Source organism: Mangrovactinospora gilvigrisea (assembly GCF_001879105.1).
Classification (GTDB): domain Bacteria; phylum Actinomycetota; class Actinomycetes; order Streptomycetales; family Streptomycetaceae; genus Mangrovactinospora; species Mangrovactinospora gilvigrisea.
In genome coordinates this window covers 1-25,988 of the sequence record NZ_MLCF01000013.1, presented here as the reverse complement: position 1 = coordinate 25,988, position 25,988 = coordinate 1, and the positions used below count along the sequence as shown (strand labels likewise).

23 protein-coding genes and 1 pseudogene are annotated in these 25,988 nt (G+C 69.8%); 12 read left to right on the top strand and 12 right to left on the bottom strand.

Going from position 1 to position 25,988, the window contains the following annotated elements; translation table 11 throughout:
* Positions 1-98: 98 nt before the first annotated feature.
* Positions 99-578 carry a hypothetical protein gene (locus BIV57_RS04290; RefSeq protein ID WP_071655286.1) on the bottom strand — a complete coding sequence of 160 codons (480 nt, stop codon included), beginning with the start codon at positions 576-578 and terminating at the stop codon, positions 99-101.
* A 510-nt stretch (positions 579-1,088) separates the two neighbouring features.
* Here BIV57_RS04290 and BIV57_RS25790 point away from each other — a divergent pair.
* Together BIV57_RS25790 and BIV57_RS04280 are read left to right on the top strand one after the other, a co-directional pair.
* Positions 1,089-1,613, top strand: a complete 525-nt coding sequence (locus BIV57_RS25790) for a ScoMcrA-related endonuclease (RefSeq protein ID WP_071655285.1) — start codon at positions 1,089-1,091, stop codon at positions 1,611-1,613.
* On the top strand, positions 1,613-2,791 hold the full coding sequence (locus BIV57_RS04280; protein WP_272868239.1) for an HNH endonuclease: 1,179 nt from the start codon (positions 1,613-1,615) through the stop codon (positions 2,789-2,791). The genes BIV57_RS25790 and BIV57_RS04280 overlap by 1 nt, the downstream gene beginning before the upstream one ends.
* A 127-nt stretch (positions 2,792-2,918) precedes the next feature.
* Here BIV57_RS04280 and BIV57_RS04275 read toward each other — a convergent pair whose 3' ends face one another.
* The 5 genes from BIV57_RS04275 to BIV57_RS04255 all read right to left on the bottom strand — a co-directional run bounded on the left by BIV57_RS04275 (position 2,919) and on the right by BIV57_RS04255 (position 11,142).
* Complete coding sequence (locus tag BIV57_RS04275; RefSeq protein ID WP_175548657.1) at positions 2,919-3,614, bottom strand: histidine phosphatase family protein; 696 nt, start codon at positions 3,612-3,614, stop codon at positions 2,919-2,921.
* Positions 3,615-3,774: 160 nt separating this feature from the next.
* A complete protein-coding gene (locus tag BIV57_RS04270; RefSeq protein WP_071655282.1) occupies positions 3,775-6,135 on the bottom strand; it encodes a tetratricopeptide repeat protein in 2,361 nt (786 codons plus the stop codon).
* A 470-nt stretch (positions 6,136-6,605) separates the two neighbouring features.
* Entirely contained in the window at positions 6,606-8,081 is a 1,476-nt protein-coding gene (locus tag BIV57_RS04265) for an AAA family ATPase (RefSeq protein WP_175548656.1), read from the bottom strand.
* Positions 8,082-8,375: 294 nt separating this feature from the next.
* Complete coding sequence (locus BIV57_RS04260; RefSeq protein WP_217651683.1) at positions 8,376-9,560, bottom strand: trypsin-like serine peptidase; 1,185 nt, start codon at positions 9,558-9,560, stop codon at positions 8,376-8,378.
* A gap of 184 nt (positions 9,561-9,744) precedes the next feature.
* A complete protein-coding gene (locus BIV57_RS04255) occupies positions 9,745-11,142 on the bottom strand; it encodes a hypothetical protein (protein WP_071655281.1) in 1,398 nt (465 codons plus the stop codon).
* Between the two features lie 604 nt (positions 11,143-11,746).
* Here BIV57_RS04255 and BIV57_RS04250 point away from each other — a divergent pair.
* The 7 genes from BIV57_RS04250 to BIV57_RS04220 all read left to right on the top strand — a co-directional run bounded on the left by BIV57_RS04250 (position 11,747) and on the right by BIV57_RS04220 (position 17,652).
* Positions 11,747-11,968 (top strand): hypothetical protein, encoded by a 222-nt coding sequence (locus tag BIV57_RS04250; RefSeq protein WP_071655280.1) that lies wholly within the window; start codon positions 11,747-11,749, stop codon positions 11,966-11,968.
* Between the two features lie 346 nt (positions 11,969-12,314).
* Entirely contained in the window at positions 12,315-13,712 is a 1,398-nt protein-coding gene (locus BIV57_RS04245) for an ATP-binding protein (protein ID WP_071655279.1), read from the top strand.
* Complete coding sequence (locus tag BIV57_RS04240) at positions 13,709-14,131, top strand: roadblock/LC7 domain-containing protein (RefSeq protein ID WP_071655278.1); 423 nt, start codon at positions 13,709-13,711, stop codon at positions 14,129-14,131. Before BIV57_RS04245 ends, BIV57_RS04240 begins: the two co-directional genes overlap by 4 nt.
* Positions 14,128-14,490 (top strand): DUF742 domain-containing protein, encoded by a 363-nt coding sequence (locus BIV57_RS04235; RefSeq protein WP_071655277.1) that lies wholly within the window; start codon positions 14,128-14,130, stop codon positions 14,488-14,490. The genes BIV57_RS04240 and BIV57_RS04235 overlap by 4 nt, the downstream gene beginning before the upstream one ends.
* Positions 14,471-15,073 (top strand): GTP-binding protein, encoded by a 603-nt coding sequence (locus tag BIV57_RS04230; RefSeq protein WP_071655276.1) that lies wholly within the window; start codon positions 14,471-14,473, stop codon positions 15,071-15,073. The genes BIV57_RS04235 and BIV57_RS04230 overlap by 20 nt, the downstream gene beginning before the upstream one ends.
* Complete coding sequence (locus BIV57_RS04225) at positions 15,070-16,344, top strand: cytochrome P450 family protein (RefSeq protein ID WP_071655275.1); 1,275 nt, start codon at positions 15,070-15,072, stop codon at positions 16,342-16,344. Before BIV57_RS04230 ends, BIV57_RS04225 begins: the two co-directional genes overlap by 4 nt.
* A 36-nt stretch (positions 16,345-16,380) precedes the next feature.
* Positions 16,381-17,652 (top strand): cytochrome P450 family protein, encoded by a 1,272-nt coding sequence (locus BIV57_RS04220; protein WP_071655274.1) that lies wholly within the window; start codon positions 16,381-16,383, stop codon positions 17,650-17,652.
* A gap of 68 nt (positions 17,653-17,720) precedes the next feature.
* On the opposite strand, the gene BIV57_RS04215 is transcribed toward BIV57_RS04220, so the two are convergent.
* Complete coding sequence (locus BIV57_RS04215; protein WP_071655273.1) at positions 17,721-18,299, bottom strand: transcriptional regulator; 579 nt, start codon at positions 18,297-18,299, stop codon at positions 17,721-17,723.
* Between the two features lie 303 nt (positions 18,300-18,602).
* Here BIV57_RS04215 and BIV57_RS04210 point away from each other — a divergent pair, with 303 nt between their 5' ends.
* On the top strand, positions 18,603-18,800 hold the full coding sequence (locus BIV57_RS04210; RefSeq protein WP_071655272.1) for a hypothetical protein: 198 nt from the start codon (positions 18,603-18,605) through the stop codon (positions 18,798-18,800).
* Positions 18,801-19,461: 661 nt separating this feature from the next.
* The gene (locus BIV57_RS04205; RefSeq protein WP_071655290.1) at positions 19,462-19,776 is read left to right on the top strand and encodes a histone-like nucleoid-structuring protein Lsr2; all 315 of its coding nucleotides are present in this window, start codon (positions 19,462-19,464) and stop codon (positions 19,774-19,776) included.
* 25 nt (positions 19,777-19,801) lie between these two features.
* Here BIV57_RS04205 and BIV57_RS04200 read toward each other — a convergent pair whose 3' ends face one another.
* The gene (locus BIV57_RS04200) at positions 19,802-20,854 is read right to left on the bottom strand and encodes a GDSL-type esterase/lipase family protein (RefSeq protein ID WP_245797420.1); all 1,053 of its coding nucleotides are present in this window, start codon (positions 20,852-20,854) and stop codon (positions 19,802-19,804) included.
* Between the two features lie 600 nt (positions 20,855-21,454).
* Here BIV57_RS04200 and BIV57_RS24885 point away from each other — a divergent pair.
* Complete coding sequence (locus BIV57_RS24885; protein ID WP_071655270.1) at positions 21,455-22,264, top strand: PT domain-containing protein; 810 nt, start codon at positions 21,455-21,457, stop codon at positions 22,262-22,264.
* Between the two features lie 68 nt (positions 22,265-22,332).
* Here BIV57_RS24885 and BIV57_RS24490 read toward each other — a convergent pair whose 3' ends face one another.
* From BIV57_RS24490 to BIV57_RS04180, 4 genes and pseudogenes are all read right to left on the bottom strand, one after another.
* Positions 22,333-22,536: a hypothetical protein gene (locus BIV57_RS24490; RefSeq protein ID WP_139275438.1), complete on the bottom strand. Its 204-nt coding sequence runs from the start codon at positions 22,534-22,536 to the stop codon at positions 22,333-22,335.
* A 101-nt stretch (positions 22,537-22,637) separates the two neighbouring features.
* On the bottom strand, positions 22,638-24,944 hold the full coding sequence (locus BIV57_RS26325) for an FtsX-like permease family protein (RefSeq protein ID WP_071655269.1): 2,307 nt from the start codon (positions 24,942-24,944) through the stop codon (positions 22,638-22,640).
* Between the two features lie 6 nt (positions 24,945-24,950).
* The gene (locus tag BIV57_RS04185; RefSeq protein ID WP_071655268.1) at positions 24,951-25,736 is read right to left on the bottom strand and encodes an ABC transporter ATP-binding protein; all 786 of its coding nucleotides are present in this window, start codon (positions 25,734-25,736) and stop codon (positions 24,951-24,953) included.
* Positions 25,733-25,988 (bottom strand): annotated as a pseudogene (locus BIV57_RS04180) (PadR family transcriptional regulator); the annotation flags it as partial. The pseudogene BIV57_RS04180 and the gene BIV57_RS04185, both read right to left, overlap by 4 nt.

Genomic DNA, 25,988 nt, shown 5'->3' with positions numbered 1-25,988 from the left:
CAGTTGCGGTAGGGATGGAAGGGTGCCCAAACTCCGCCTGCCAACCTGCCTGGCGGAGTTGGGCACCCTACGTCTGGCTGTGCGGGTGGTGTCGGGTGTCAGCCGATGGTGGTCCTGGGGCTCTCGACGTCCCCGGCGTAGTGCCCGTCGATCCAGACTCCCGTGGATATGACGTAGGTGCCCGGGCCGGCGTGCCACTGCTCCCAGGAGGGGCCGTACGGCTTGTCCGTTCCGGCGTTGAAGTACGCCGACTGGGCGTTGGTGGAGGTGCAGCCGAAGTCGTGGGCCCACGGGCCGGCGGGGTTATTGACGTTGATGGCGTGCGCGCAGTAGGTGAAGGCGTGGCCGGTCTGGTTGAAGACGCCGATCACGGCGTGCATCGAGGCGCCGTCGGCCAAGACGTGGTAGCAGGAGTCGAGGTAGAGGTTGTCGGCGACCTTCGCCAGGGAGTGCGTGGTCTTGGAGCGGCAGGCGGCCGCCTCGTTGGCGTGGGCGCTGCCGGTGCTGAGGGCCAGGCCGGCGGTGGCGACGGCCCCGGCGACGACGGCCTTGGTGATGCGTCCGGTCCAGGTGCGCATGTGGTGTTCCCCCGTTGAGTTGGTCAGCGCCGGGATCTGGTCCGCCGGTGCTGGGATGTGACGGCGTGATGGTCCGTGGCGGGCCATCGGCGAGCTGAGCTGCGTGGTTGCGACTGGTCCCCATGGGTGTGGGGTCTGGGGGGATCGATGGTCCCGAGGGTCCCCCGTCGCGGTGCTGTGCGGGTGGTTTGCCTGGGTGGTCCGCCCTGGCTTGAGCGGCATGACCACAGTGGCGTGGCGGGGTGTGCGGAGTCTTGTTTTCCATCCAGATCCGCACAGGGTTGCTGGGCTCCATGTGGCCGTTGGGGATGATGGCCCGTTGAGGGTGCGGGGTGCCGGGCTGATGTCAGGTTTGGGGTTGGGTCGGGGGGAACGGTGAGGTTGTTCTGTCGCCCAGGCCGTTCCCGCTGCCGACGGCTGGTCGCAGGTGAACGAGCAGGCACACAGGTCCGGGGTGTGCAGGGCGACTGTGCCCGTTCGTGAGGCAGGCCATCGCCTACGGTGTCTGGCATGCAGCTGGGTGGGATTACACAGGATGCGGTGCTGCAGACGCTGGCCGAACACGATCGCATGGGGCGTGAGGCGTTCCTGGCGGCCTACGGCTTCCGGCCGGCAGTGAAGTACACCGTGGTGCACCAGGGCAGGGAGTATGACTCCAAGGCGATCGCGGGGGTGGCGCACAAGTATGTGACGGGACGAGCGTTGCGGCCGTCGCAGTTCAGCGGCGGGCTTGGTCATGCGGTCGCGTGGTTGGAGCGGGTGGGCTTTACGGTGGTGCCGGCGCACCGCGCTTTTCCCGTCCGGGTGGGTGCTTTGCGCTCGGGGCGGAGCACGTCGGGAGTGGCCAAGCATCGTCCACTGCTGTTGTTGTGGGCGTTTGGTCAGGCGGTGGCGGGTGGGTCTCGGCTGCGCCCGTGGTCCTGCACCCGTGATGCTCTTGCTCCGCTGCTGGAGCAGTTTGGTGAGGTGGAGGACGGTGTGGACGGGCCCGTCATCCGTTTTGGGCGTTGCAGGGTGATGGGCTGTGGCAGGTGATGGATGCGGATCGGCTCACGATGACCAGTGGCGGGCGCCGTCCCACGGTTACCTCCCTCAATGAGGTCGATCCCGTCGGTGGTCTGCTCGGTCCGGACTTTGACCTGGTGCGCTCGGATCGTGATGTTGCGGCGGAGGTTGCGGCGAGCCTGGTGCTGCGCTACTTCATGCCGGTGCCGGACTCGTTACTGGATGCGGTGGGGTTGGATCGGCTGTTGGGGCGTCGGTGGGCCGATGCGTTGCGGCCGTTGCCGGGCGCGGTGTTTGCCGACCGTGCTGCTGTTGCACGGGATCACGGGGGTGCGAGGTCGGGCGCGATCTGTGCTTTGGCCGATGGTTTGAGCATTTTTGACAGCCGCTCGACGGCAAGCGGTGACGGCGAGGGGCCGGGTGCCGGGTGGATTGCCTATGTCGGGGAGGGGGCTTTGGGCGATCAGCAACTGGTTGGGGGCAATGCGTTGCTGGCGCAGCATCAGGCTGCGGGTCGGCCGCTGCGATACTGGCGTACGACGCCTGAGGGTGGGCAGGTGTTTGACCGCTGGGTGGTGGTGGCGCAGCGGCGGGTGCGGTGGGGGCGGGGCAGTGATGGTGCATGGCGGCGTGAGCTGGTGTGGATCTTGGCGACGGTGTCGTCGCCGATGCGCGAGAGTTGGCCGGCGGTGGTGCGCGACGCGGTCGATCACGGCGTCGAGTGTGAGGATGAGGCGGCTGGGTGTCGACCGGAGGACCTTGAGTCGGTCGGTTCCGCAGAGGTTGGGGCGGCACGGGAGTCCTATCGCCGTTTGCAGCGCGCGGCTGAACGCAGTGTGCAGCTTCGTGGTCGGGATCGTCGGCAGGTGAGTGTCCATCGGTTGGTCCGCGGTCAGGCGGCGCGCGCGGCGGCGATCTTGCGTAGTGGGGGGCGGTGCGAGAGCCCCGCGTGTGCGGGGCATCCTGAGGAGCGCACGTCCAAGGGTGAACCGATTCTGCAGGTGGATCATGTGAAGGATCTGGCGTTGGGGGGCGAGGACCTGCCGGCCAATATGATCGCGCTGTGCCCGAACTGTCATGCACTCAAAACGCTGGGGGTGCATCGGGAGCAGTTGCGCCGGGTGCTTGAGCAGACCGCGCTCACGCGCCACCAGGAGGCCGTGAGGGACCAGACTGGCTCTGCAGCACCTGCACAGCGCAGAGGTTGAGCAGGTCTGGGCCGGGCTTGGCCGTCGACCGATCGGGATCGAGGTGCTGCCGTCCGCGACCGGCCATCCCGCCCGGATGGCCCGGCGGGCGAAGCACGTGACCGCCCACCGGTCACCCGGCTGCCCGTCAGCTCGGTGTCGCCACCAGGTGGCCGGTCTGCCCGTAGCCGCGAGAGTGCAGCCGCCCGTCGGCATCCAGGCGCCAGCGGCTGACCGAGCAGTTGGACACCAGGGGGATCCCACCCAGCTCGGTCATTCCGCGGCCCTCGGCGAGGGCCCGCAGGGCCAGCACGACCGCATCGTGCGTGACCACCAGGACGCGGGCGCCACGCGTCCCCGTGCGCAGTTCCGCCACCAGGTGGCGGACACGCGCGATCACATCCTCGAAGTTCTCCCCACCGCTGGGGCGATAGCAGTGCAGGCCCTCACGCTGCCAGCCGGCGTGCTCGCGGGGATGGCGGCGGCGCTTGCCGGTGCTCGTCAGCAGCTGCAACACCCCCATGTCCCGTTCGGACACGCGCGGTTCGATACGGACGTCGGCCAGATCGACGCCCTGGGCCGTGGCACCCTCCGCGGCATGCCGGCAGGTGGCGCGGGCCCGGGCGAAGGGGGAGCTCAACACGGCCGTGGGCCGATTGCCCGGCTCGGCCAGGAACCGTCCCAACTGGCGGGCCTGGGCAATGCCCCGCTCGGTGAGCGGCACGTCGGCATCCTTGGCGGGCAACTCAGGGGCGGTCTCCCATCCGGCCGTCTCCGCGAGGGGCATCAGGACATTGGACAGGCTCTCGCCGTGCCGGACGGCGATCAGTTCACGATCTTCCACGGACAAGGATTCTCGCTGCGCGGCCGTGTCTGGTGAAGACCGCCTCATCTGCGGAGTGCAGCGGGGTGAGTGGTCGGTGGGGCCGGCCGATCGGGGGCTGGCGGCACGCTGGCATGGACGGTGTCGGTCGGGGCCGGCCCTGGGATGGTGGCCTCTCGCTCTAGCCAACAGCCACCTCCTGGCGCCCAGGCGGTGCGCCCTGCGGCAGGTCGGCGAGGCGTTGCCGGGCCTTGCCGGTGAGGAACGGGGATGTCTCCCTGGCCTGCGACAGGGCCCATTCGAAGGACTTCCGGGCGGCCGCAAGATCGCCGAGGTCCTGGTGGAGGTCGCCGAGGTAGAGCAGCGTCTTCGCGGTGAGCTCGGGCGCGTCGAACTGCAGGCGCAGGTCGAGAGCGTCCCGGTAGGTGGAGATCGCCTCGGGGTAGCGGTCCAGGGTGCGGTAGGCCCGGGCGAGACTGTCCAGCACGGTGGCGCGTCCCCACAGGTCGTCGATCTGCTCGAAGATGGCGAGGGAGTCCCTGCATACCTCGACGGCTTCATCGGCCCGGCCCAGGTGCATCATGCTCCAGCCGATGAGGTTGAGGCTTTGGGCGCGGCCTGCTTCACAGTCCACCTGGCGGGTTTGGTACACCTCCAGGGCCTGCCTCGCGTACGTCTCGCATCCGGCGTGATCGCCGCATTGCGAGCGTGCCTCCGCCAGACCGTTCAAGGCCCGCGCCTTGTGCTGGTGGTCGCCCAGTTCCTCGTCGATGGCGATCACCTGCTGGAAGTCCGCTTTGGCGCCGTCGACGTCATCCAGGCGCACCTTGCTGTCCGCCCGGCGCTCCAAGGCATAGGCCTGGGCGCGCCGGTGCCCAAGGCGGCTCGCCGCTTGCAGGGCCAGGGTCTGCTGCTCCAGGAGTTGTTGGAAGCGTGAGGTCTTGATGAGGTGTCCGATCAGCGTCCAGGCAAGCTGCCAGGAGGCGGCCGGGTCGGTGTCGACGGCGGTGGCGGTCAGGTGATGCAGGACGGCGCTTTCGGCGTCGAACCAGGCGGCTGCCGTGGCCGCGTCGGTGATCGGTGTCGTGGCCGTGGGGGGCTTGGGCAACGGGATGAGGATCGGGTCGCGGTGGGGGAACTGAGTGCGGGCAGCCTGATGGGCGGTGTGCAGGTAGTGATCTCTCAGGCGCTGCCGGGCCGCTTGGTGGTCTGAGGCGCTGTGGGTGGCTTGTTGGTCGGCGGCGTAGCGCCGAAGGAGGTCGTGGATTTCGTAGCGGTCCTGGGAGGTGGCCTTCAGCAGGTGCTCGTCCAGGAGTTGCCACAGCAGGTTCTCGGCCTCGGCTGGGTCGGTTGCGGCCAGGGAGGCGGCCGCCTCCACGGTGAAGGTGTCGCCGGGGTGCAGTCCAAGGAGGCGGAACATGCGCTGGGCAGGGGGGTGCAGGGCGTTGTAGGACAGATCGAGGACGGGCCGCAGGGCTCGGTTTCCGGCCGTGACGGCGTCGGTTCCGCCAGCAGTGAGGCGGTCTGCCAGGGCCGCGAGGGGCCAGGTGGGGCGCGAGCGGAGTTGGGCGGCTGCTAGCGCAAGCGCCAGGGGATGCCTGCCGCACAGGTGGGCGACCTTGCGGGCGGCATCGGGTTCGGCGGCGATCCGCTCCTGCCCGGCGATCACCGCAAGCAGTTGCAGTGCCTCGTCGGTGGAGAAGGCGTCCAGGATCAGGGGCGTGGAGCCGTCCAGCCCGGCCAGGCTGCGGCGGCTGGTGACCAGCACGGTGCAGCCCGGATCGGCCGGGATCAGATCGGTGATCTGTTCCTCGTTGGCGGCGTTGTCCAGCACGATGAGTGCGTTGCGGCCGGTCATGCGGTCGCGGAACATCGCGGCTCGCTCCTCAACGCCCGCCGGCAGACGCGGCCCCGGAACACCCAGCGCGCGAAGGAACACCTCGAGGACGTCGGAGGGATCCATGGGGGCGCGTTCGGGATCGAAGCCGCGCAGGTTCACATACAGTTGGGCGTCGCTGCAGCGCCCGGAGCGCAGGAGCGCATGGGCGGCATGAAGGACCAGTTGGGTCTTGCCGATGCCGGCGGTGCCCTCCACCACCAGCACCGTCGCGGCGCCGGAGTCCGATCCGGTGGATGCGGCAGCCGCCATCAGACGTCGCAGCGCCTCATGGCGGCCGGTGAACGTCGGCAGATCTCTGGGGAGTTGCTGAAGGACCGTCGGACGGCCGGTGGCTTGGGCCTGCGCATGCACCCTCAGGCATGCGGCGCGCCAGTGGGCCACCATCGGCCCGTCCCCGCCCAGGGCCCGGACTATCGCGATCACAAGATCCAGGTCCAGGCGTCGGCGCCCACTGCGAAAGGCATCCACGACCGTCGATGGGGCGACGATGCGCGGAGGCTTCATCATCGGCCCGATTCGCTTGGCCAGGATGCGGTAGGAGGGCCCGCCCGCCCACGCACGCAGATCACCGAGCAGGGTGACGAACTCCGTGAGGGTGTCTGCTTGGTCTGGGTCCGGCATGGCGCACTGCTGGTCAATCATGAATCCCCCGATTCGTGATGTCCGGTCAGCTGGCGGCGATGGGGCGCAAGGACTTGCTGCGGGCGAGGGGTAAGGGCACGTCAGCAGGGTGGCGATGGTGTCGCCGTGCCGCATACGTCGCGGCCGGCAGGGCAGTCGCGTCCGCCATCAGGCCTTGCCTGGGACATGCCGTCACCGCCCCCGTGCGTCCCGTGCGCCACCGGACAAGACGCCTCCCCCGTGAGGTCCGGTTGCGCCCCGTGGTGAGCCTGGCGCCGCGAATCCGGGCATCGCTGCCCGTGCTGCCCTCGGGTACCAGACGCTGGGCATCGTCGTGGGGCATGCGGCCCAGGAGGTTGCGGGTCCAGGGTGTCGCGGACGCTCAGGGTGACGAGCACGGCGGGCAGAGCTCCGGCGACAGCTGGAGCACACCACGTCTCGGTACACATGAGCAGATACCGAGCTGACGGAGCGTCTGCCCACGAACGCGGTCAGCGGTAGAGGTCGGACGCCTCCACCAGGACAATGCCGGGATCCTTGTCGGCCCGCTCCCGCAACTGATCGCTAAAGCCCGCGGCGCTGTAGCAAGCCAGGCGGGCCTCGGCGGCACCGCGGCGGCCCTGGGCGGTCAGGAGACCGCGGATGTGTGCGAGGCGTTCGAGGTGGCCGATCCCCATGATCTCGCCCCATTTGACCTCGCCGATGGCCAGCAGCGGGGAGCGGCCGTCATCGTCCAGGCCGAAGGCGGCGATGTCGAGTTCGTGGCTGGTGCGGTTGGCCGGGTCGTTGACGACGGCGGAGGCGACCCGGAAGGGATGGTCGGCGAACAGGTCGTCGGGGGCCTGGTGGCGGGTCCATTGTCGGCAGAGTTGTTCCAGGTGCGGGCCGAGAATGTTGCTGGTGAAGCGCCGCTGGGCGCGCTGCCACAGGGGCTGCGCGTCGCGGGTGTGCTCCAGGTCGGACCAGATGGGCCGCATGATCGCGTGGTAGAAGGTCACCAGGGGTTCGTTGATGCGAAATTGGGTGCGGTTGTCCTTGAAGGCGTCCGGCTCACGGGTGATCAGGCCGCAGTCCTCCAGGACGGTCAGCGGGTGGGCGAGGTCGCCGGACTTGCGGCCCAGGTAGGAGGCGATGCCGCCGCGGTTGGCGTTGCCGGCGGCGATCGCGGCCAGCACGGAGTGGTAGAGGGCGGCGTCGTGCAGTTCCGGCTCATCGGCGAGCAGGTAGCGGGCCTCGCGGAACAGCGGGCTGGTCGGCGACAGCACGGTGCGCAGCACCCAGGCGTCGAAGTCGTCGGGGCTGTCGGGCGTGTCGTCGCGGGCGAATTCCTTGCGGTAGGCAGGGGTGCCGCCGACGATCGCATTGACCTTCAACGCGGTGATCGGATCGTCGATCTCCCAGAACTGGGCGGCGCGTTGATGATCCAACGTGGGCACGATGAGTTCCAGCCCCGCACGGCCACGCAGCGGTGCGTTCCCGGCCAGCAGCTTGCCCATGAACGACATGGCTGATCCGCACAGCAACAGGCGGCTGCGGCTCTCGTCGCGTTCGGCCCGCAGCGGGGCAAGGGCGCTTTGGATGATCGAGGGCAGACGCGAGTTGGCGCGGACGAGGTAGGGGAACTCGTCGATGACGACCGGGATGGGGCCCTTGCGTCCAAGGGCGAGGAGGGCGTCGATGACCTGGTGCCAGTCATCGAGGGCGAGCGGCGCGGGAGCATTGAGGTGGCCTGCGATCGCGGCGCCGATTTGGCGCAGCGATTCGGCGTCGGTGGCCTCCTCGGCGGCGAAGTAGAAGCCGCCGGCGGCCTGGCAGAGTGCGCGCAGCAGGAAGGTCTTGCCCTGACGGCGGCGACCGGAGACGACGCCGAGCGTGGCGCCCGCACCGTCGTCGGTGGCGAACCGGGACAGCGCTGCCCACTCGCGGTCCCGATCGAACATCTCGACCGGACGCGGCAGCTCTCGCATTGGACCCACCTCTCAGAGCATGCGCAGGCATGCTCTTATCGTAAGTCCACTTATGATAACTCAACCCATGCCTCTTGAGGCAGGTGAGGCGTCGAGTGCCCTCGACGTGCTTCGGTGCTGCCGCCTCAGACCATCCAGGCGGCGACCACCTGCGGCCGGCACGGCCGGCCTGGACGTGGCCTGGACCGCGGATGAGGGATGAGCGATTGCCGTCGGGTCGGGCGCGTGCCCACGGCGCGGCCGGGTCTGGACCCCGCGGGTGGTGGGTTTCGCGGGGTCTGGCCGGGGCTGGTGTCAGCCGGTGATGCGGCGGTCGAAGTCGGTGAACATGCTCTGGGCGACGGTGCCCAGCCGGGGGCCGGCCAGCCAGACCGGCACCACCGGGCCGATGGAGGTGTTGCTGACCAGGGCCAGCGAGCCGTCGGGCCGCTTGGCGAACCAGCCGCCGCCGGAGGAGCCGCCGGTCATGGTGCAGCCGATCCGGTAGTCGGCCGGCGCGGCCGGGTCCTGGGACAGATCGCCCGGCTTGCCGTCGCAGTGGTAGAGGTCGGTGCCGCTGTAGGGGAAGGCGGCGGGGTAGCCCATGGCGGTGATCTTCGCGACGTCGTGCGGGGCGTTGAACCACATCGGCATCGCGCCGCCGACCGTCTCCTGCAGCGACTTGGTCGTCCCCTTGGGCGGGACGACCTTCAGCAGTGCGTAGTCGTACTGGGTCTGCCCGCCGCGCTCGTCACCCGCGGTGAACCACTGCCGGGTGGTGGTGGCGGCGTTGGCCCACCAGTAGCCGTAGGGGGCCAGGCCCTTGCTGTTGGTCAGCTTGGTCTGGTCGGTGGTCTTGCCGTTGCTGTTGTAGGCGGGGACGAAGACCAGGTTGCGGTACCAGCCCTTGCCCTTGCCGCCGGCCGCGCAGTGCCCGGCGGTCCACACCAGGTTGCTCTTGCCGGGGTGTGCGGGGTCTTGCACGACGGTGGCGGAGCAGACGTAGGCGCCCTGCGGGCTGTTGCCGTACAGCTTGCCGACCACCGCGTAGCCGGCGGTGTAGGGGCGGGGCGCCTTGTGGGCGAGGACGGGGGCGGGGGTTTCGGTGGTCTTGGACCCGCCGCTGGCGAGGTCGTCGGCGTTGACGCGCAGCGCGTTGTCCTTGGCGGCGGCCATTCGGGTGGGCGTCCAAAAGCCGTCGATGCGCTTGTTGGCGAAGGCCTGCTTGGCCCAGCCGTGCCAGTTGTTCCAGTTCCAGGTGCCGACGTCCTTGATGCCGGTGGGCAGGGTGGCGGGCAGTTTGATGCCGTCCAGGGACATCCCGGCGCCGGGGCTGCCGGGGCTGCCGGCGGACTGTGTGCTGGCGGTGGGCTGCGGCGTGGCGGCGGTGTGGCCGGCGGAGGTCTTGGCGCCGGCGGAGCCGCAGGCGGTGACGCCGGCGGCGAGCAGCGCTGCGGTGGCGGCGGCGCCGGCGATGCGGAACATGCTGGAGGTGGCCATGCGGTGAATCCCCCGTGGGTGCGGCAGTGGTTCGTGGGTGCTGCGCCGCTCATCCTGCCCGGTGCACGCCTTCCGGCTGCTGGTCAGGACAGGTGTGCGGCCGTTCCGTCGACATCCTGTGACGTCCGTGATCGGAACTCAACCGCACGCCAGGTCAGACGGCAGGAGTGCACCTTCTTTGCCCTTAGGCCGGGCAGGAGCCGAGTTCCTGCCGGATCCCGGCCGGTGGCAGGACCCTTTCGAGGTAGTCCCGAAGGACCTGACGGTCGAGTTTGCTGACGTGCAGGGATTGGCTGATGACGCGGGCGCTGCAGGCGTCGGGGATGCCGCGACCGCGGGCGGCCTCGCCGATGGCCTGGCTGATGGCTTTGGCGGCGGCGGCGGGTTGATGGCGGATCAGCCAATCGAGGATTCTGGAGACAGCTGGTGCCATGTCGAAGCTGCTCACCTCGGTGAACTGGCCCGTCTCCGCGTCGCGCAGGAGGCGTTCGTGGGTGACCAGTTCGTTGACGATGGCGCTTTGTACGGTTGCGGCCAGGTCCTGGACGGGGAGAGTTCCCGCCAGGTCTGCCATGGCGTCGGCCGCCAGGCCGGCGGCCACCTCGTCGACGGCCTCGATGCTGGGGTAGTCGGCGGACCAGGTCCCTCGGTGGAGGTGCGATTGCCACAGCCGGGAGGCGAACAGGACTCTCAGCCGGTTGTGCTGCTCGGCGGGGCCCGGCGCGGAGGGCGAGGTCTGTTCGGCGATGACCTGGACGAGGCTGTCGGGGTTTCGGCGGCGGCGTTCGGCCCAGTCGCCAACCACGGGCTGGGACCACCAGTGGTGTCCGGCGAGGGTGGCTTGCGGCAGGGGCACATCGCTGGTGGTGTCGGCGAGGTGGGCATCCAGATCGCTGACGTCGATGCCGCCGATCTGGGCGAACTCGTGCTCCGCAATGAGCTGATTGTCGGTCAGTTCCGGTGCGGCCAGGCGCACGACGCATCCGCTCAGGTGCGGCTTGGCGTCGCGTTGGCTGCGAACGTCGGCCCACAGGGCGAGATCGTCGAGCCAGTTCGGGCTCGCGCCGGCATCGGGGTCCTCGAAGGCGTCGAGGGGGTGGATGCGGCCTTGGGCGAGGTCTCCGTCTGCCACGAGGTCGGCGGCGTAGACCGTGGTGGCGGAGGCGACCGGGCGGCGGGCGTAGCTCCCGCAGGTGCTGTCCCAGACCTGGCCGGGGCGATACCAGGTGGCTCCATCCCACCAGTAGCCGCCGGCGCGGAACAGCAGGGCCTCGTCTGCCCACTGGGTGTGCATCGAGCTGGCGTCCTGCTCGCGTATCAGCAGCACGGTCGTGCCGTGGTTGGGGTGGTGGCGGACGGCCCAGGCCAGGTGGGGGCGGGTGGGTTCGGTGGTGAAGGCCAGCCAGGCGCCGGTGGCGCGTTGCAGGTCGGCGCGGCCCCAGGTGGTGGCATCGGCAGTGCGGCCGAGCGCTTGGAGGCTGGTGGGATCTTCGAGGGGAAGGTGGGAGTCGTCGACGAACGGGAGGTCGGGGACGGGGTGGTCGGTGCGCAGGCCATTCGCCAAGGGGATGGTCTTGTTCACGAGGGGGATGCCTTCTCTTCAGGCGTGGCTACTGCCGGGGGCTGCAGCATGCAGGGGGAGCTGCGGTGGTTCCGTGCGCCGTGGCGGCCCGGGAGGGATGACGGCCGGCTGCGTGCCGTCGAAGACGGGCGTAGGCCACGGGGCTGGCAGGCTGCGAGTTGAGGCCCGGTCGGTTGGCGTGGTGGGTGTCGCCAAGGGCCGCATGCAGCGGTCGACGTGCTAGGTGGTGGACCGCGCGCGGTGCGCAACCGGTCTGCTGGGCGCGGGGTACGGCGGGCGGTGGGACCGGTTCGGTGACGGCGTCATCGCACATTCCCTCACTTCTCGCAGCGCGGGAGGGCTGAGGGAGCGCCAGGTGTGATCTGAGGGGTGCGCGGTATCCTCAGCCGATCCACTACGTCTAGACACTTCCGGAGTATAGACGCACGACTGCATCACGGCAGGAAGACCACGCCACGGCCGTAGCGATGTTGCAACAGGACGCGTACCGGAAGGAAAGACTGCCACCTCGAGCCCAGGCAGCACGAGCCCTCATCAGCGCCCGGCATGCTCCGGCGCGGGGGCTTGACGGACCCAGCACAGCACTACCGGCAAGGAACGTTTGATGAAGCGCAAGACCGTCGAATCTCTGCAGATCGCCACCCTGGCCGTCGGCTCCTGGTTCGGCGCCATCCCCGTCCTGCTCACTATCATCGGCTCCACCGACACCGATGTCTTCGCGCCCCTGAACCTCAAGGATCCCCAGTCGGTCATTGCCTCGGGCGCGATCATGTTCGCTGCCATCGTCGGGGTCTTCGTGCTGGATCGCATGAAACGCGACGCCTAGTCCGGCGGCCGGCTCTTCGACGGCCCGCACGGGTATCGGCGGGGCGGCCGGCAGGCATCGGGCGCGGCGGCCCAACCCGGCCATGTTTGTTGGGTGTTGGGCCACTCAGCTGTGGCGATGCCGCAGGGGTGCGACATCGGCGATCTCTGCGTATAGACGCCTGAAAGTTGGCATGTGACAATCAGCGGAATTCTGGGTTCCCGCTTGAGTTGGTCTGATAAACGTAACGATCAATCGCCTGACGACTGATCACATGCCGGACCTGGAAGCTCCCCCACTCGCCCTCTCCCCCGCCCCCTGATCCCCCACCGCTTGGTCAGGGCCGCTGCCCCACCCCCGAGGAGCAATGAGCTCACCCGTCACCGACCCAGCCTTCTACCTCGTCACCGTGGCCCTCGTGGTTGCCTGCGTCCTGCTGGTGCGCCAGCGCTCCCAGCGGCGTGAACTCGAGCAGCATCGCGCCCTGCAAGAGGTGCGCCGTGTGGAGTTGGAGCGCGCCGTCACCGATCGGGACGCCGAACTGAGCCACCTGGCTCAGCAGGTGCTCCCGGACCTGATCACCCGCTTGTGGCACGGCCAAGCGGCCGACCCCCAGACGGAGCCCATGTCTGCGGCTCTGGCCGGCTCCGCCTTCGCTCAGGCCGAGCAGCAGGTGATGGCGCTGGCGCTGAGCGTTGCCGACCAGGCCGCACAGCGCGCCGAGGATGCCGCCCAGGCCGCGGTGCGCACGGTCACCCGCGCGCTGCAGGCCCTGGTCAACGAGCAGCAGGGCGCCGTTTTGGCCCTGTTGGACGGGCACCACGACCAGGCGGTGCTGCGTGATGCGCTGGCAATCGACCATGCCAGCAGCCAACTGGGCCGTCGCGCGCAGGTCATCGCCATCCTGACCGGCTCGTGGCCGGGCCGGCAGCGGGTGCCGGCGCCGCTGATGGATGTGGTGCGCGGCGGAATCTCGCGCATCCGCGACTATCAGCGCGTCACCGTCTCCAATGACCTGCCGTTGGCGGTGGCCAGCCAGGCGGTGGAGCCGGTGGTGCTGGCGGTCGCCGAACTCCTGGACAACGCGGCCCGTCACTCCGAGCCAGGCTCGGATGTGGAGGTGAAGTTCAAGAACGGGCACAACGGCGCCACCATCACCATCGACGACGCCGGCGTCGGCCTGAAGCCGGAAGACCTGGCGCTGGCGGCGAAGCTGCTGGACGGCTCGCAGCCGATGCGGCTGACCTCGCTGCGCAACCCGCCACGGTTCGGGCTGGCGGCAGTCGGCGTGCTGGCACACCGCTACGGCTTCCGCGCATCGGTAGAGGAGGGCTCCCCCTACGGCGGGGCCAGGGCCACCATCTTCTTGCCCCGCGCCCTGCTGACGCCGGCCACGCCCATGGCGGCCGCCGAGCCGCACCAGGCCTTCGCCCCCGCTGCGGACCAGGCCGCCGCCCACACCGAGGCTCCCATGGTCACCTCTGCACCGGCCGAGCCGGTCGCCCCCAGCCCCGCGCCGCAGGTGCCCGCCCCGCGTCCCGCGGAGCCCGAGCCCGTCGCCGAATCCTCCGGCGGTTTCGCGGTGCGCGCCGACGGGCTTCCGCAGCGCCGCCGCCATCGACCCGACCATCAGGCGACCGATGAGGCCGATCCCGGGATTCGCCGGCCCACCGATCCGCTCGCCGGCGTCGCCGCGTTCGCCCGCCGCCGCCCCTCGCCGACGAGCCCCGACGGATCCCACGATGAGAGGAACTCCGCCCCATGACGACTCCCGGCACCCCCCTCGGCGGCCTCGGCTGGATCCTGGATGAAAACATCCTGCGGCTGCCCCGTGTGCATCGCGCCCTGCTGCTGTCCGCCGATGGCCTGACGGCCGCCGCCTCCCGCGGCGTCGACCGGGACATGGCCGACCGCCTCGCGGCCGCGGTCTCGGGGATGCAGGCGCTGAGCCGTCAGGCCGCCGAGTTCGCCAACTGCCAGGCCGCGCCCTGGGAGCAGACGATGATTCAGTACGCCGACGGCTACATCATCGTGATGGCCGCGGGCCGCAGCACTTACCTGGCGGTTTCCACCGAGCGTGGCGCCGATCTTGAAGCCGTGGTCTTCGCGATGGACAAGACCATTGACCGGCTCGGCAAGGAGATGCACCTTGCGGCCCGGGACACCGCGCAGGCCACACGGTGAACCCGCCCCGGCGCGACCGGGACCGAGGCCTGGTACGGCCCTATGTCGTCACCGAGGGCCGCTCGGCCCCCAGCCGCAACCACTTCGACCACGTCACATTGATCATCGCGCAACGGGACGCGCCCCATGCCCTGCTGTCCCCCGAAGGGCGGGCGGTCCTGCAGCTGTGCCGGCCCGGAGCACTGTCCGTGGCCGAGATCAGCGCCTATCTCCAACTGCCGATGAGTGTGCTGCGGATCGTGCTCGCCGACCTGATGGACAGCGGCCACATCACCAGCCGCGCCCCCAGCCCCGCCCTTCACCCCCGAAACGACCGACCGCTTTTGGAGGCACTGCTCCGTGGACTCCGCGCACTGTGATCCCGCCGCCGGCACCCATCTGGGGGGCGACGAGACCGCTATCAAGGTGGTGATCGCGGGGCCGTTCGGCGTCGGCAAGACGACCTACGTCGGCACGCTGTCGGACATCGCACCGCTGCGCACCGAAGAGGTCATGACCACCGCCAGCGTCGCCTCCGACGACCTGCGCGGCCTGCCGAACAAGACCGAAACCACCGTGGCCATGGACTTCGGCCGTCTGTCGCTGGCAGGCGGCCTGGTGCTGTATCTGTTCGGGGCACCCGGCCAACCGCGGTTCAAGTCAGTCCTGCAAGACCTGGCCCGCGGCGCCTTGGGAGCGCTGGTGCTGGCCGACACCCGCCGCCTGGAGGCCAGCTATCCCGTCATGAGCGAGATGGAGCGGCTCGACCTGCCCTACGCCGTGGCCGTCAACCGCTTCCCCGACGCCCCCGACTACCCCGAAGCCGCGTTGCGCGAAGCCATGGACCTGCCGGCGCAAACCCCCCTGGTCGTGTGCGACGCACGCGAGCGCGGCAGCTCCCGCGATGCGCTGGTGCGCCTGGTGGAGCACCTTTTGACCCTCGACCCGGAGCCCATCCCATGACCGCCCGACACGCCGCCCCCTCCGCAGGCTGCCCCCACGCAGGCGTCTCCCCCTCCCCCGCGGCGGCCCCGGCCCAGCCGATCCCCATCCACGGCCCGCAGTACAACGCCGACCCCCGCGCCACCTACCAAGCGCTGCGCGCGGCCGGCCCGATCGCACCGGTGGAGATCGCCCCCCATGTGTACGGGCAGATGACCACCACCTACCGGGCCGCCCTGCACCTGCTGCGCAATACCCCCGACCTGTTCGCCAAGGACCCGCGCCACTGGCGAGACCTGCAGCAGCGCCGCCTGCCCAAGGACAGCCCGGCGATTCCGATGATGATGCCGCGGGACAACGCCCTATGGATGGATGGCGCCTCCCACGCCCGTCTGCGCCGCACCATCACCGACAGCGTCGATCTGGTCGACACCCATGCGCTGACCGCGACCATCACCCGCATCGCCGACCACCTCATCGACACGTTCGCCGCACGCGGCCAGGCCGACCTGGTCACCGACTTCGCCGGCGCGCTGCCCACCCTGGTCCTTGTCGACCTGCTCGGCTGCCCGCCCCAATTGACCCAGCGGATCGTGGTCAACCTCGACAAGCTCTTTGATGCCGCCGAGGATGCCGCCGCCGCCAATGCCGAACTGTCCGCCACCTGCCTGCAACTGACCCACCTCAAACGCGGCCAGCCCAGCGCCGACCTGGCCTCGTGGCTCATCGGCCACCCAGAAGAGCTGACCGATGAAGAGATGAGCCAGCAGTACATGCTGCTGATCGGCGCCGGCAGCCTGCCCTGCACCAACCTGATCGCCAATGCCCTGCTGCTGCTGATCGACGACGACCGCTTCGGCGGCAACGTCTACGACGGCGTGCAACCTGTCAGCGAAGCCCTGGACCACGTCCTGTGGGAAGACCCTCCGGTCGCCAACTACTGCCCGCTGTATCCACGCCGCCCCGAAACCTACGAGGGCATCGCCTTGGAACCCGGTGTGCCCATCCTGGTCTCCTTCGCCGCGGCCAATGCCGACCCCGCGCTCGCCGCCTCCGCCGAGCAGCGCATCGGCAATCGCGCCCACCTGGCCTTCAGCGCCGGCGTGCACGGCTGCCCCGCCCCGGATCTGGCCCGGATCATCGCCGAGACCGCAGTCGAACGGATCCTGGACCGCCTTCCCGATCTCGTCCTCGCCGTTCCCCGGCAGACCTTGCAACGACGCCCCGCCACCTTCCTGTCCGGGTGGGCATCGTTGCCCGTCACCTTCACCACATCCCGCAACCCGCTGTAGCCGTCACCGCGGCACCGCCCCCAGGGAGTCCTCACCATGGCCACCCCCTCATCCCCCGCTCCCGGCTGCCCCTTCCACCTCGACGGCTCCGCCTCCGACATCCACGGCGAAGCCGACCTGCTGCGCGCCCAGGGCCCTGCGGTCCAGGTCCAGATGCCCGGCGGCGTCACCGCCTGGTCGGTGACCGACCCCGGCCTGATCAAGCGTCTGCTCACCGATCCGCGCGTGTCCAAAGACGCCTACCAGCACTGGCCGGACTACATCGACGGCCAGGTCCCGGCCGAATGGCCGCTGCGCGTCTGGGTCGATGTCCGCAACGCGCTGACCGCCTACGGGTCCGAGCACACCCGCCTGCGCCGCCTGATCGGCACGGCCTTCACCGCGCGGCGCGTCCGCGCCCTGCTCCCCACGATCGAAGTCCTGACCGGCGGCCTGCTCGACGCTGTCGATGCCGCCCCGACGGCCGACGGCATCATCGACCTGCGCGCGCGCTTCACGTTCATGCTGCCCCTGGCCGTCGTCAACACCCTCCTCGGCGTCCCCGAGGATCTCCACGACGCCTTCCGGGAAGCGCTGACCGGTGTCTTCGCCACCGATATCCCCGCCGACCAGGCGGCCGTGCACGCCCAGACCGCCTATGCGCTGCTCGCCCAGGTCGTCCAGGCCCGCCGTGCGGACCCCGGCGACGACGTCACCAGCGCACTGATCGCTGCGCACGATGACGAGACCGGCACCAAGCTCAGCGACCAAGAGCTCCTCGACAGCATCTTCCTGCTGATCGGCGCCGGGCACGAAACCACCGTGAACCTGCTCGGCCACAGCATCGTCAACCTGCTCACTCACCCCGACCAACTGGCGTTGGTGCAGCAGGAGAAGGCGAGCTGGAACGATGCGATCGAAGAGAGCCTGCGTCACCAGGCGCCGATCGCCAGCATCCCGCTGCGCTACGCCGTCGAGGACATCCACGACACATCCACCGGCGCCACCTTCCGCCGCGGCGAGCCACTCCTGATCCACTTTGCCGCGGCCGGCCGCGACCCCGGCATCCACGGCCCCAACGCCGACGCCTTCGATGTGACCCGCCCGACCCGCCGCGAGCATCTCGCGTTCGGCTTCGGCACCCACTACTGCCTCGGCGCGGAACTGGCCCGCATCGAGGCCCGCGTCGCCCTGCCGGCCCTGTTCGCACGCTTCCCCCAACTCCACCTCGCTTTGGCAGCATCGGAGCTGAAGCCGCTGGAGTCCTTCATCTCCAACGGCCACCAGGCCCTGCCGGTCCGCCTGCGCGCCGCGCCCGTGGAGGCCTAAGCCGCGACGCGGATGGAGGGGTTGCGCAGGCCGCCGGTTCTCACAGAGGGGATCCGGCGGCGGACTCCTCAGGCGGCGAAGCCGACACCGGTGCTGTACTCGTAGGCGCCCCAGTCGGAGCCGAGCGGCTCCAGGACCGCGTCCTCGACCTCGCCGCGCAGCTCATCCAGGTCGCCGACGGCCCACGCGTCGACGATGCCCTCCCAGTGACGCACCGTCACCCGGCGGAAGCCCGCCACCCCGGCGCGCTGGTGCCGGGGGTCGACGCCGCTGGTGTCGCCGGGGTGGATCTCCACCTGGGTGCCGCGGCCGGCCCGCCCCAGCCGGCGGGCGAGGTGGTCGGCGACGTTGCGGCGCCGCAGGGTGCGGTAGGCGAGGTCGACGCGGGCCCGGTTGGCCGGGGTGGGCCGCTGGCTGCCGGCCCGCCAGCGGGCCAGCGTGCGGGGGGTGACGGCGACACCGGCCCGGCGCAGCGCCTCGCTGCCGCGCGTGCCGGCCAGGTAGCGCAGCCGGGCGGCGAGTCCGCGGGCGGTGGCGGGCGGCGAGGCGATGAACGTCACCAGCTCGTCCAGCTGCTCGGCGACCAGCTCGGCCGCGAGCCGCCCGGCCATGTTGTAGTGGCCGGGGACCAGGTTGTTGTACGGCACCTCACGCCCCCACCAGATCGGTCTGCTCCGGCTCGCAGCATTCGGGGCGATCATCCCATGCCGCATCTGACGGTCGGCCGCAGACACCTGCGGCCAACCCGAGTGGCGTCGGGCGACGCAACCCGCGCCGCCTAGGGACTCCTAAGGCCCTCAGCGGTGTCTAAGGCGGCGATGTCCATCATTGCGATGCGTCTAAGGACCCCTCGGCCTGGGAAGATGAGGAACTCTCCCGATGTCCGGCACCCCCCTTAGAGAGGAGATTAGGGGTTACCAGGACAGAGCCAGAAAGGGAGTGACCCCCAGATGTTCGTCGATGCGACCGCCGGCACCAACGTCGAGATGTTCCGCCTCCGCGCCGCTGAGCTGATCCAGGAGGCCGACGAGCAGCGACTGCTGCGCGAGGTGCGCAAGGCACGCAAGGAGCAGCGCGGCCGCAAGAACGCGGACCGTTCACCCCGGTCCCACCGCCTGACCTTCCATCACGGCAACGTCACCTCCTGAGCAGGTGCCGAAAAGCATCGGCGTCCCTCTGCCTTCGCGGTGGGGCGCCGTTGTCGTGCGCCCCGCGTCCCGAAGGACCCTTTTGGGCGGTCCGCGCCTTCCTGGGAGGTGCCCGCCGCAGGGACGGTCTGCGGTGCTCGCCCTCCTCAACCCGGCGTACCGTTCACGAGGCCCCGGGGTGCGGTCTATCGTCTTCCATTAAAGACGAGTGAGGGGCGCGATGCGGCACGATACAGAGCACTTTGATGGCGAGGGCGGGTGCCTGTGCTACTGTCAGAACTGCTACTCTCCCGCCGATGGTGGATGCGTGTGCGCACAATGTTCCTGCCGCACCGTTGACGCGCCTTCCGCCCAGGACATGCCAGACTCTCGGGAAAGCACCTCCAGGGCAATAACCGTTTGCGAACGCTGCAGTGTTCCATTCCGGTCCACAGACTCCGGCGCGGTTGGCGCCGTCTGCCCGATATGCTCCAAGAAGCCTCCGGCCACCGCTTCCACCAGCGACGACACGGGTCTTGCCGCTGCGCAACGAGGTGGTGCACCGCAGCGGGCCGTTGCTCTCGCGTCCCCGGAAGCGACCCCTTCCACTGGACCCCAGGTCGACCTGGTCGGATACAATTCCCCCACCGAGGACCTCAAAACTATGCAAGGGGGTAACACGATGGCGCAGCAGGTCAAAACCATTCTCGTCGACGATATCGACGGGTCCGTCGCATCGGGAACAATCCGGTTCGGCTACCAGGGCGTCGACTATGAGATCGACTTGAACGATCAGCATCAGAAGGCTCTCAGCGAGTCGGTCCAGGAATGGATCGACAACGCCCGCCGTGTCGGGGGCCGCAAGATCACACCGAAGGCCCCGGCCGCGTCCGACACCGCGGCAATCCGCGCCTGGGCCGCGGAACACGGGTACAAGGTCAACGCGCGTGGCCGCATCGCCGCCGAGGTCGTCGAGGCCTTCCGCAAGGCTAACTAGGTTCGCGCCGCGTGGCGACACACCGTCAACTCAGGCGCACGGCCGTTCCCGACGCCGTGCACACGCCGTCGGCCTTGGCAGCCGCGAAGTAGGCTCCCAAGCACCTGGCGATCATCCGGTGCCCGGTCGCATTCGGATGGTAGGAGCCGGCCGCCATGCTGTTGCGGTTCTTCAACTCCAACTGAACGCCGCGGACCCACGGCTTCGTTGAGCACGCCTCGTGCCCGAGGAACGCCTTCGACAGATCGAGGAAGCCCGCCCCTGTCTGCTGCGCCACGCCGCGCAGTCCGGCCGACAGCACCGGGTCTGCGGTATCCCGCGCCCACTTGCCGTCCGAGGAGTAGGCAAGGCAGCCGGTGCCGCTGCCGTGGGTGCCCGGCCCCAGGGGCGAGGGGTAGCTCATCACCACCAGGCGGTAGTCCCCGGGGAGATAGCCGGCATCGTGCATGACCTTTTGGATGCTGCGCACCGATGCCGCCACCGAGGGCATCTTCGCCGCGACCCGCGCCTTCCATCCCGGGCCGTAAGTCTTTTGGCACGGCTGCTTAAAGCGCAGTGCCCGGGTGACGCAGTCGGCCATCACCGAGCCGTAGTTGACATCGTTGGCCCCCACCATCAGGGCGACGGCCTTCACGCGCGTCAATCGAGCGCGGATCGCCAGCGTCTCGGCCTGGGGCCGCTGATCGGCATACTGCGCCTTGGCTCCGGCGCGGACATCTGCACTGGTGGCGCCGGAGCACGCCAAGTCGTAGACGGTATCGACATCCAGGCCCGTGTGGTTGATGGCCGCGCTCGACGAACGGTGGCAGTAGTTGGCGGGGCCGTCGGTGCCCGCGGCGTAGTGGCCCAGGCCCTCCCCCGACATTTCACTGTCGCCCACCCCGATCAGTGAGGTGCGGCGCTTGCCGAAGCTGGGGATCTTTGCTGCGGCGCCGTAGAGCGCGTCCGCCTCGGTGTGCAGGGTCTTCTCGGCGGTGGCGGTCAGTTCGGCGGCCGCCGGACGTGCCGCATTGCCTGAGGGGGAGCTGGAGACGGACGCCTTGGCCGCGCCTGATCCCTCGCCGCAGCCTGCGACCATCAGCACAGCGGCGGCTATCCCCACCGCAAGCGCGGCTGCTCTCCGACTTCTCATTCGCCATCCCCCGTCTCGGCTCATCGGTCAGCCGTGGCCAAGGACGCTTGGCCAGCCACAACAGTTCCGTCTAGACACTTATCAGATGCGGTGAACGCTGTCTGTCGAACGCGGGTGCGGTGACGCACCCTGCACCGTGCAGGGACAGGGGACGCACCACCGGGGGGATGCGGCGGAGGTGTGCCGGTTGCGGTGGCGCCCGTTCGTGACGGGCCGTTGCGACGGGTCCGAGCTATCGCCAGAGCGGCCGTATTCGGGGGCATAGGTGGCCGCCAATCACGGCATTGGCACTGGCCAGTAGTCAACTAGCCGCCACGGAAACGCATTTGACGTGACCACGAGAACCACTGCTACGTCATCGTGATCACGAATCGAACGGGCGGGCACAGTTGAATAAACGTTGGGCAGGAGATCGCTTCTGAGGCGCCTGTGACGGCCCTTGACGTGCTTACATGCGATTTATTCGTCCATGCGGGGGTAGGGCGCGCCGCACTGTCGCGTCGCGACCGCCCTTGTGTCCCACCGGGGGAAGGCTCCAGTAGTCCCATGAACGCACGTCTGAAGAAGTTCACCGCCGTTGCCGCTGTCGCGGGCGGCCTCGGTCTGGCCCAGCTGGCCGGTGCCGGCTCGGCGTTCGCCGACGGCGGCGAGGGTGTGGATCTGACGGCCCAGCTGCCGTGGATCGTCACCGTCGACGGCAACACCGGTGCCGTGCAGCACGGCTTCCAGATCAACTACGGCAACAACGGGTACGGCAACGGCTCGACCGCGCACAACGTGACCATGACGGTCACCGGCAAGCGCAACATCTCCTTCGGCAAGCCCAATGCCAAGGAAGCACCGGGCTGGACGGTCAAGTCCTACAGCGCTCACAAGGTGGTGCTGGGGATGGCGCAGTTGGCGCCGACCTCCAAGATGGGCGAGGTCGCGCTGCAGACCTGGTTCAGCGGCAAGTCGCAGGATGTCAGCGTGTCGATCGCCTCCGACGACACCGACGTCTACCCGGACAACAACACCAAGTCGGGCAAGTACACCTACGACATCTCGGGGCCGACGACCAAGCCGACGCCGTCGTCGAAGCCGACGACCAAGCCGACCGGCAAGCCGACCTCGAAGCCGTCCTCGCAGCCCACGGCCGTGCCGTCGTCGAAGCCGACGACCAAGCCTGAGCCGACCGGGTCCTCCTCCGCATCCGCGGCGCCGGCGCCCTCCTCCAACGGCGGCAACGGCACGGGGCTGGCCGAGACCGGTGCGAGCTCGCAGACCCCGATGATCGCGGGCGGCGCGGCTGCGCTGGTCGTGGTCGGCGGCGGCCTGGCCTGGTTTGCGGCGCGCCGCCGCAAGGCCGCCAACTGACACAGCACCATCCAGCGGGCCCGCTCCGAGTCTTCGGGGCGGGCCCGCCGGCTTGGATCAAGGTGGAGCTAGGGTGCGGCGGATGATCCCGCAGGGGTGGCGGCAGAGGTGTCGTTGGAGGCGTGGCAGCCGCAGCAGTGCTCCCAGGCGGCGAGGTCCTGGTGGATGGTGACGGCGTCGTCGTCGGCCAGCCGGATGCGGCCCTCGGGGTGAGACAGGGGCCGGCTCAGCCGCCAGAGGACTTCCCGGGTGATCGGTGAGGGCTGGGACATGGTTCCCCCGTTTCTGCCGCGCAGGTTGGGGCGGGTGGCCTTGAGGACACGGCGGTTTGTCGAACAGGACGCACCGGTAGCCTCCGGCGTTCCCGAGGCCGCTAGGCCGCGGTGCGCAGGGTCTGGGTGGCCGGGGCGCGCGCAGCACGGGTGGCGGGAAGGGCAGCGACGGCGGCCGCAAGGGCGACGGCGGCGGCACACACCGTCAGCAGCGTGGGCCAGGTGGGCAGCCGGGCGACGTTGGTGCCGATGCCGCTGGCTCGGCCGAGTGCGTCGGCGACGATGCTCCAGGCGGCTGCGCCCAGGAGGGCGCCGAGCAGGGTGCCGGCGAGGGCGAGCAGGGATGTGCTGGTCACCAGCACCGCGGTGACCTGACGGGGGGTGAGGCCGATCGCCCGCAGCGCGCCGAGGTTGCGTTGGTGTTCGCGGATGCCGCTGGTGGTGGCGGTGATCAGTTCGGCGACGGCGATCAGCACGAGGACGATCATCAGCCCGATGGACAGGATGCGGATGGAGCCGAGCGCATCCGCGGGGTTGGCAACGGGTTCGACGTCCAATCGGTGGTGGGAGGCGGTGGTGATGGCGGTGCGAACGGCTTCCGGGGAGGCATGGGGGCGCAAGGTCAGGGCGTAGTACTGGGGGTTGAGGGGCTGGCCGGGGCGGGTGAGGGAGTCCAGTCCGGCCGACAGGACGGCGCCGTTGTGGTCGAGTTCGATGCTGCGGCCCACGATGTGGAAGATGTGCGGGGTGCCGTTGACGGTGATGCGGATCCAGTCGCCGACCTTGATGTGGAGGATGTCCAGCAGGCGTTGGCCGGCGACGGCTTCGTCGGGGTTGGTGATGCGGCGGCCGGCGGCGATCGCGTAGGGGTAGGGCTGGTTGCTGGTGCCAAGCGCCCGCAGGGTGATGGTGGAGGTCTGGCCGGGGATGAGGGCCTGGGTTTCGACGCCGGGGTAGCTGGCGGTGATGTCGGGGTTGGCGTCAAGGAGTTGGCGGGTGGTGGTCTCGGGCAGGGTGGTGGTGGGGCGGGCGGTCATGGAGGTGGCGACGCCGACGCGTTCGGGGTGGGCGCGCAGGTCGCTGACGGTGCTCCAGCCGCCGAGGGCGATGGTCAGCAAGACCATGGTGACCGCGAGCCGGCCGATGGTCAGGGCTGCGCGGGTGGGGTGGTGCAGGGCGTCGCGGCCGCCGAGGATCAGTGCCGGGGGCAGACGTAGCAGCAGGGCCAGGCGAGCGGGGTAGGACATGGCGCTGCCGGGGGTGGCGATGCGGACGGTGGGGATCGGGGCGACCTGTCCGGCGCGCCAGGCGGGCAGCGCGGTGGCCAGGGCGATGGCGAGCAGGGCGCCGAGGCCGCCGACGAGGAGCAGTGCCAGGTGACTGGGTTGAGCGTCCCACACGGTCATGGCATCGCCGAAGAGTCCGGGCAGGTGCGGGCCGGTCATTTCGGTTGCCGTGATGCCGGCGGCGATACCGAGCAGGGCGAGCAGGCTGTGCTCGATCAGAAAGATCTGAATGACCTGGGCGGGCGTGACGCCGATGGCCTTGAGGATGGCGATGTCGCGGAGGTAGGCGCGGACGCGGGCGCCGACCGCGCCGGCGATGCCCAGGGCGACGGCGGCGAGCGCGGCGAGGCCGAAGACGCCGAGCAGGACGCCCAGCAGGCGGTTGTCGACCTCCATTTCGGTGCGGACCTCTTGCCAGGTGGTCACGCGGGTGACGTGGTCGCTGCCCAGTTGGGTGACCGCGCGTTGCGCCATGAAGTCGGTGGCGGCCGGGTCGGTCAGGCGCAGTCCGATGGCGTGGTTGGTGCGGGCGGCCGAGGGTTCGATGCGCTGGAGTTCGGCGGGTTGGATCCAGGCAAGTCCGGGGCTGGTGGCGGGGTAGGAGGCCTGGTCGGCGGTGTCGGCGACACCGACGACGCGCAGGGTGTGGGGGGTGCCGTCGGCGCCGCGGACGGTGAGGTGGTCACCGGTCCCCGTCCAGAGGGAGCGGGCCAGGGAGCGCTCGAGGACGATGCCGTCGGGGGTTTGGGGGGACAGCCATTTGCCGGAGCGGACCAGGGGGCGGGAGACGGCCGGGGTGCCGGCGACGCCGCGCAGTTCCAGGGGGACGCTGTGTCCGGCGTGGATGAGGGTGGTGGAAATGGTCGGGTAGGGGCCGGCCACGGTCACGACACCGGGCAGGTGGGCCAGGCTGGTGGCGGAGGTGCCGGGGGTGGTGTGGATCCAGATGTGGGCGGCGTGCGATTGCCGGAAGGTGCGTTGCCAGGGCGCGGTGGCGCTGACGGTGACGGCGCTGGCGAGCACCAGGGCGGCGGTGATGGCGGCGGTGATCAGGACGATGAGGATGGCTTGACCGCGGTAGGCGCGGAGATCGACAACGATCAGGCGCGGGAGTGCACGCACGGTGCGTCAGCCCTTCAGCTCAACGATGTCGGCGACCGTGGTGCGGGGGCCGGGGCCGGTGGTGCCCAGTTCGGCGTCGTCGATGATGTCGCCGTCGGAGATGTTCAGCACGCGGTCGGCGATGGCGGCGACGCGCGCGTCGTGGGTGACCAGGATGATGGTGCGACCCACGGCGTGGAAGCGGGTGAGCAGGCGCAGTACCTCGCGGGTGTTGCGGCTGTCGAGGTTGCCGGTGGGCTCGTCGGCCAGCAGCAGGGCGGGTTCGTTGGCCAGGGCGCGGGCGAGGGCGACGCGCTGCTGCTCGCCACCGGAGAGGGCGGTGGGGGTGGCGCGGGCTTTGTCGGTAAGGCCGAGTTCGTTCATCAGATCGCGGGCGCGGGCGCGGGCTTGGCGGGGGGAGGCTCCGGCCAGCAGGGCGGGCAGTTCGATGTTGTCCGCGACCGTCATGGTGCTGACCAGGTTGAAGAACTGGAAGACGATGCCGATGTGGTGGCGGCGCAGCATGGCCCAGTGGGCTTCGCTCAGGGTCTCGACGCGGCGTCCTTGGAACCATATGCGGCCGCTGTCGGGGCGTTCGAGTCCGCCGAGCAGGTGCAGAAGGCTGGATTTGCCGGCGCCGGAGGGCCCCATGATGGCAATGAAGTCGCCGCTGTTGACCGTCAGGTCCAGTCGGCGGACGGCGGGGGTGGTGGTGGGGCCGCTGTGGTGGCTCTTGACCAGGTCGGCTACCCGCAGCAGGGGCTGGGGGCCGTGGTCGGTGGGGGCCGGACCGATCGGCTCCTGGCGTCTCATTCAAGATCCTCCTGACAGCGCTCCAGCCAGTCGAGATCTGCCTGCAGGTGCAGCATGGCGCCTTCCATCAGCAGATGAGCGACTCGGTTCCCCGGATCGGTGGCGGCGTCCTGGCGTTGCAGTTGCCGCATGTGGTTGAGGTAGTGGCGGCGCTGGTTGTTGATCAGCGCGAGGCGGTCGGTGATCCCGGTGGCGGGAGCCAGGATCAGCTTCATGAAGAAGGCGTCACGTACTCGCGGGCCCTCGGTGGGT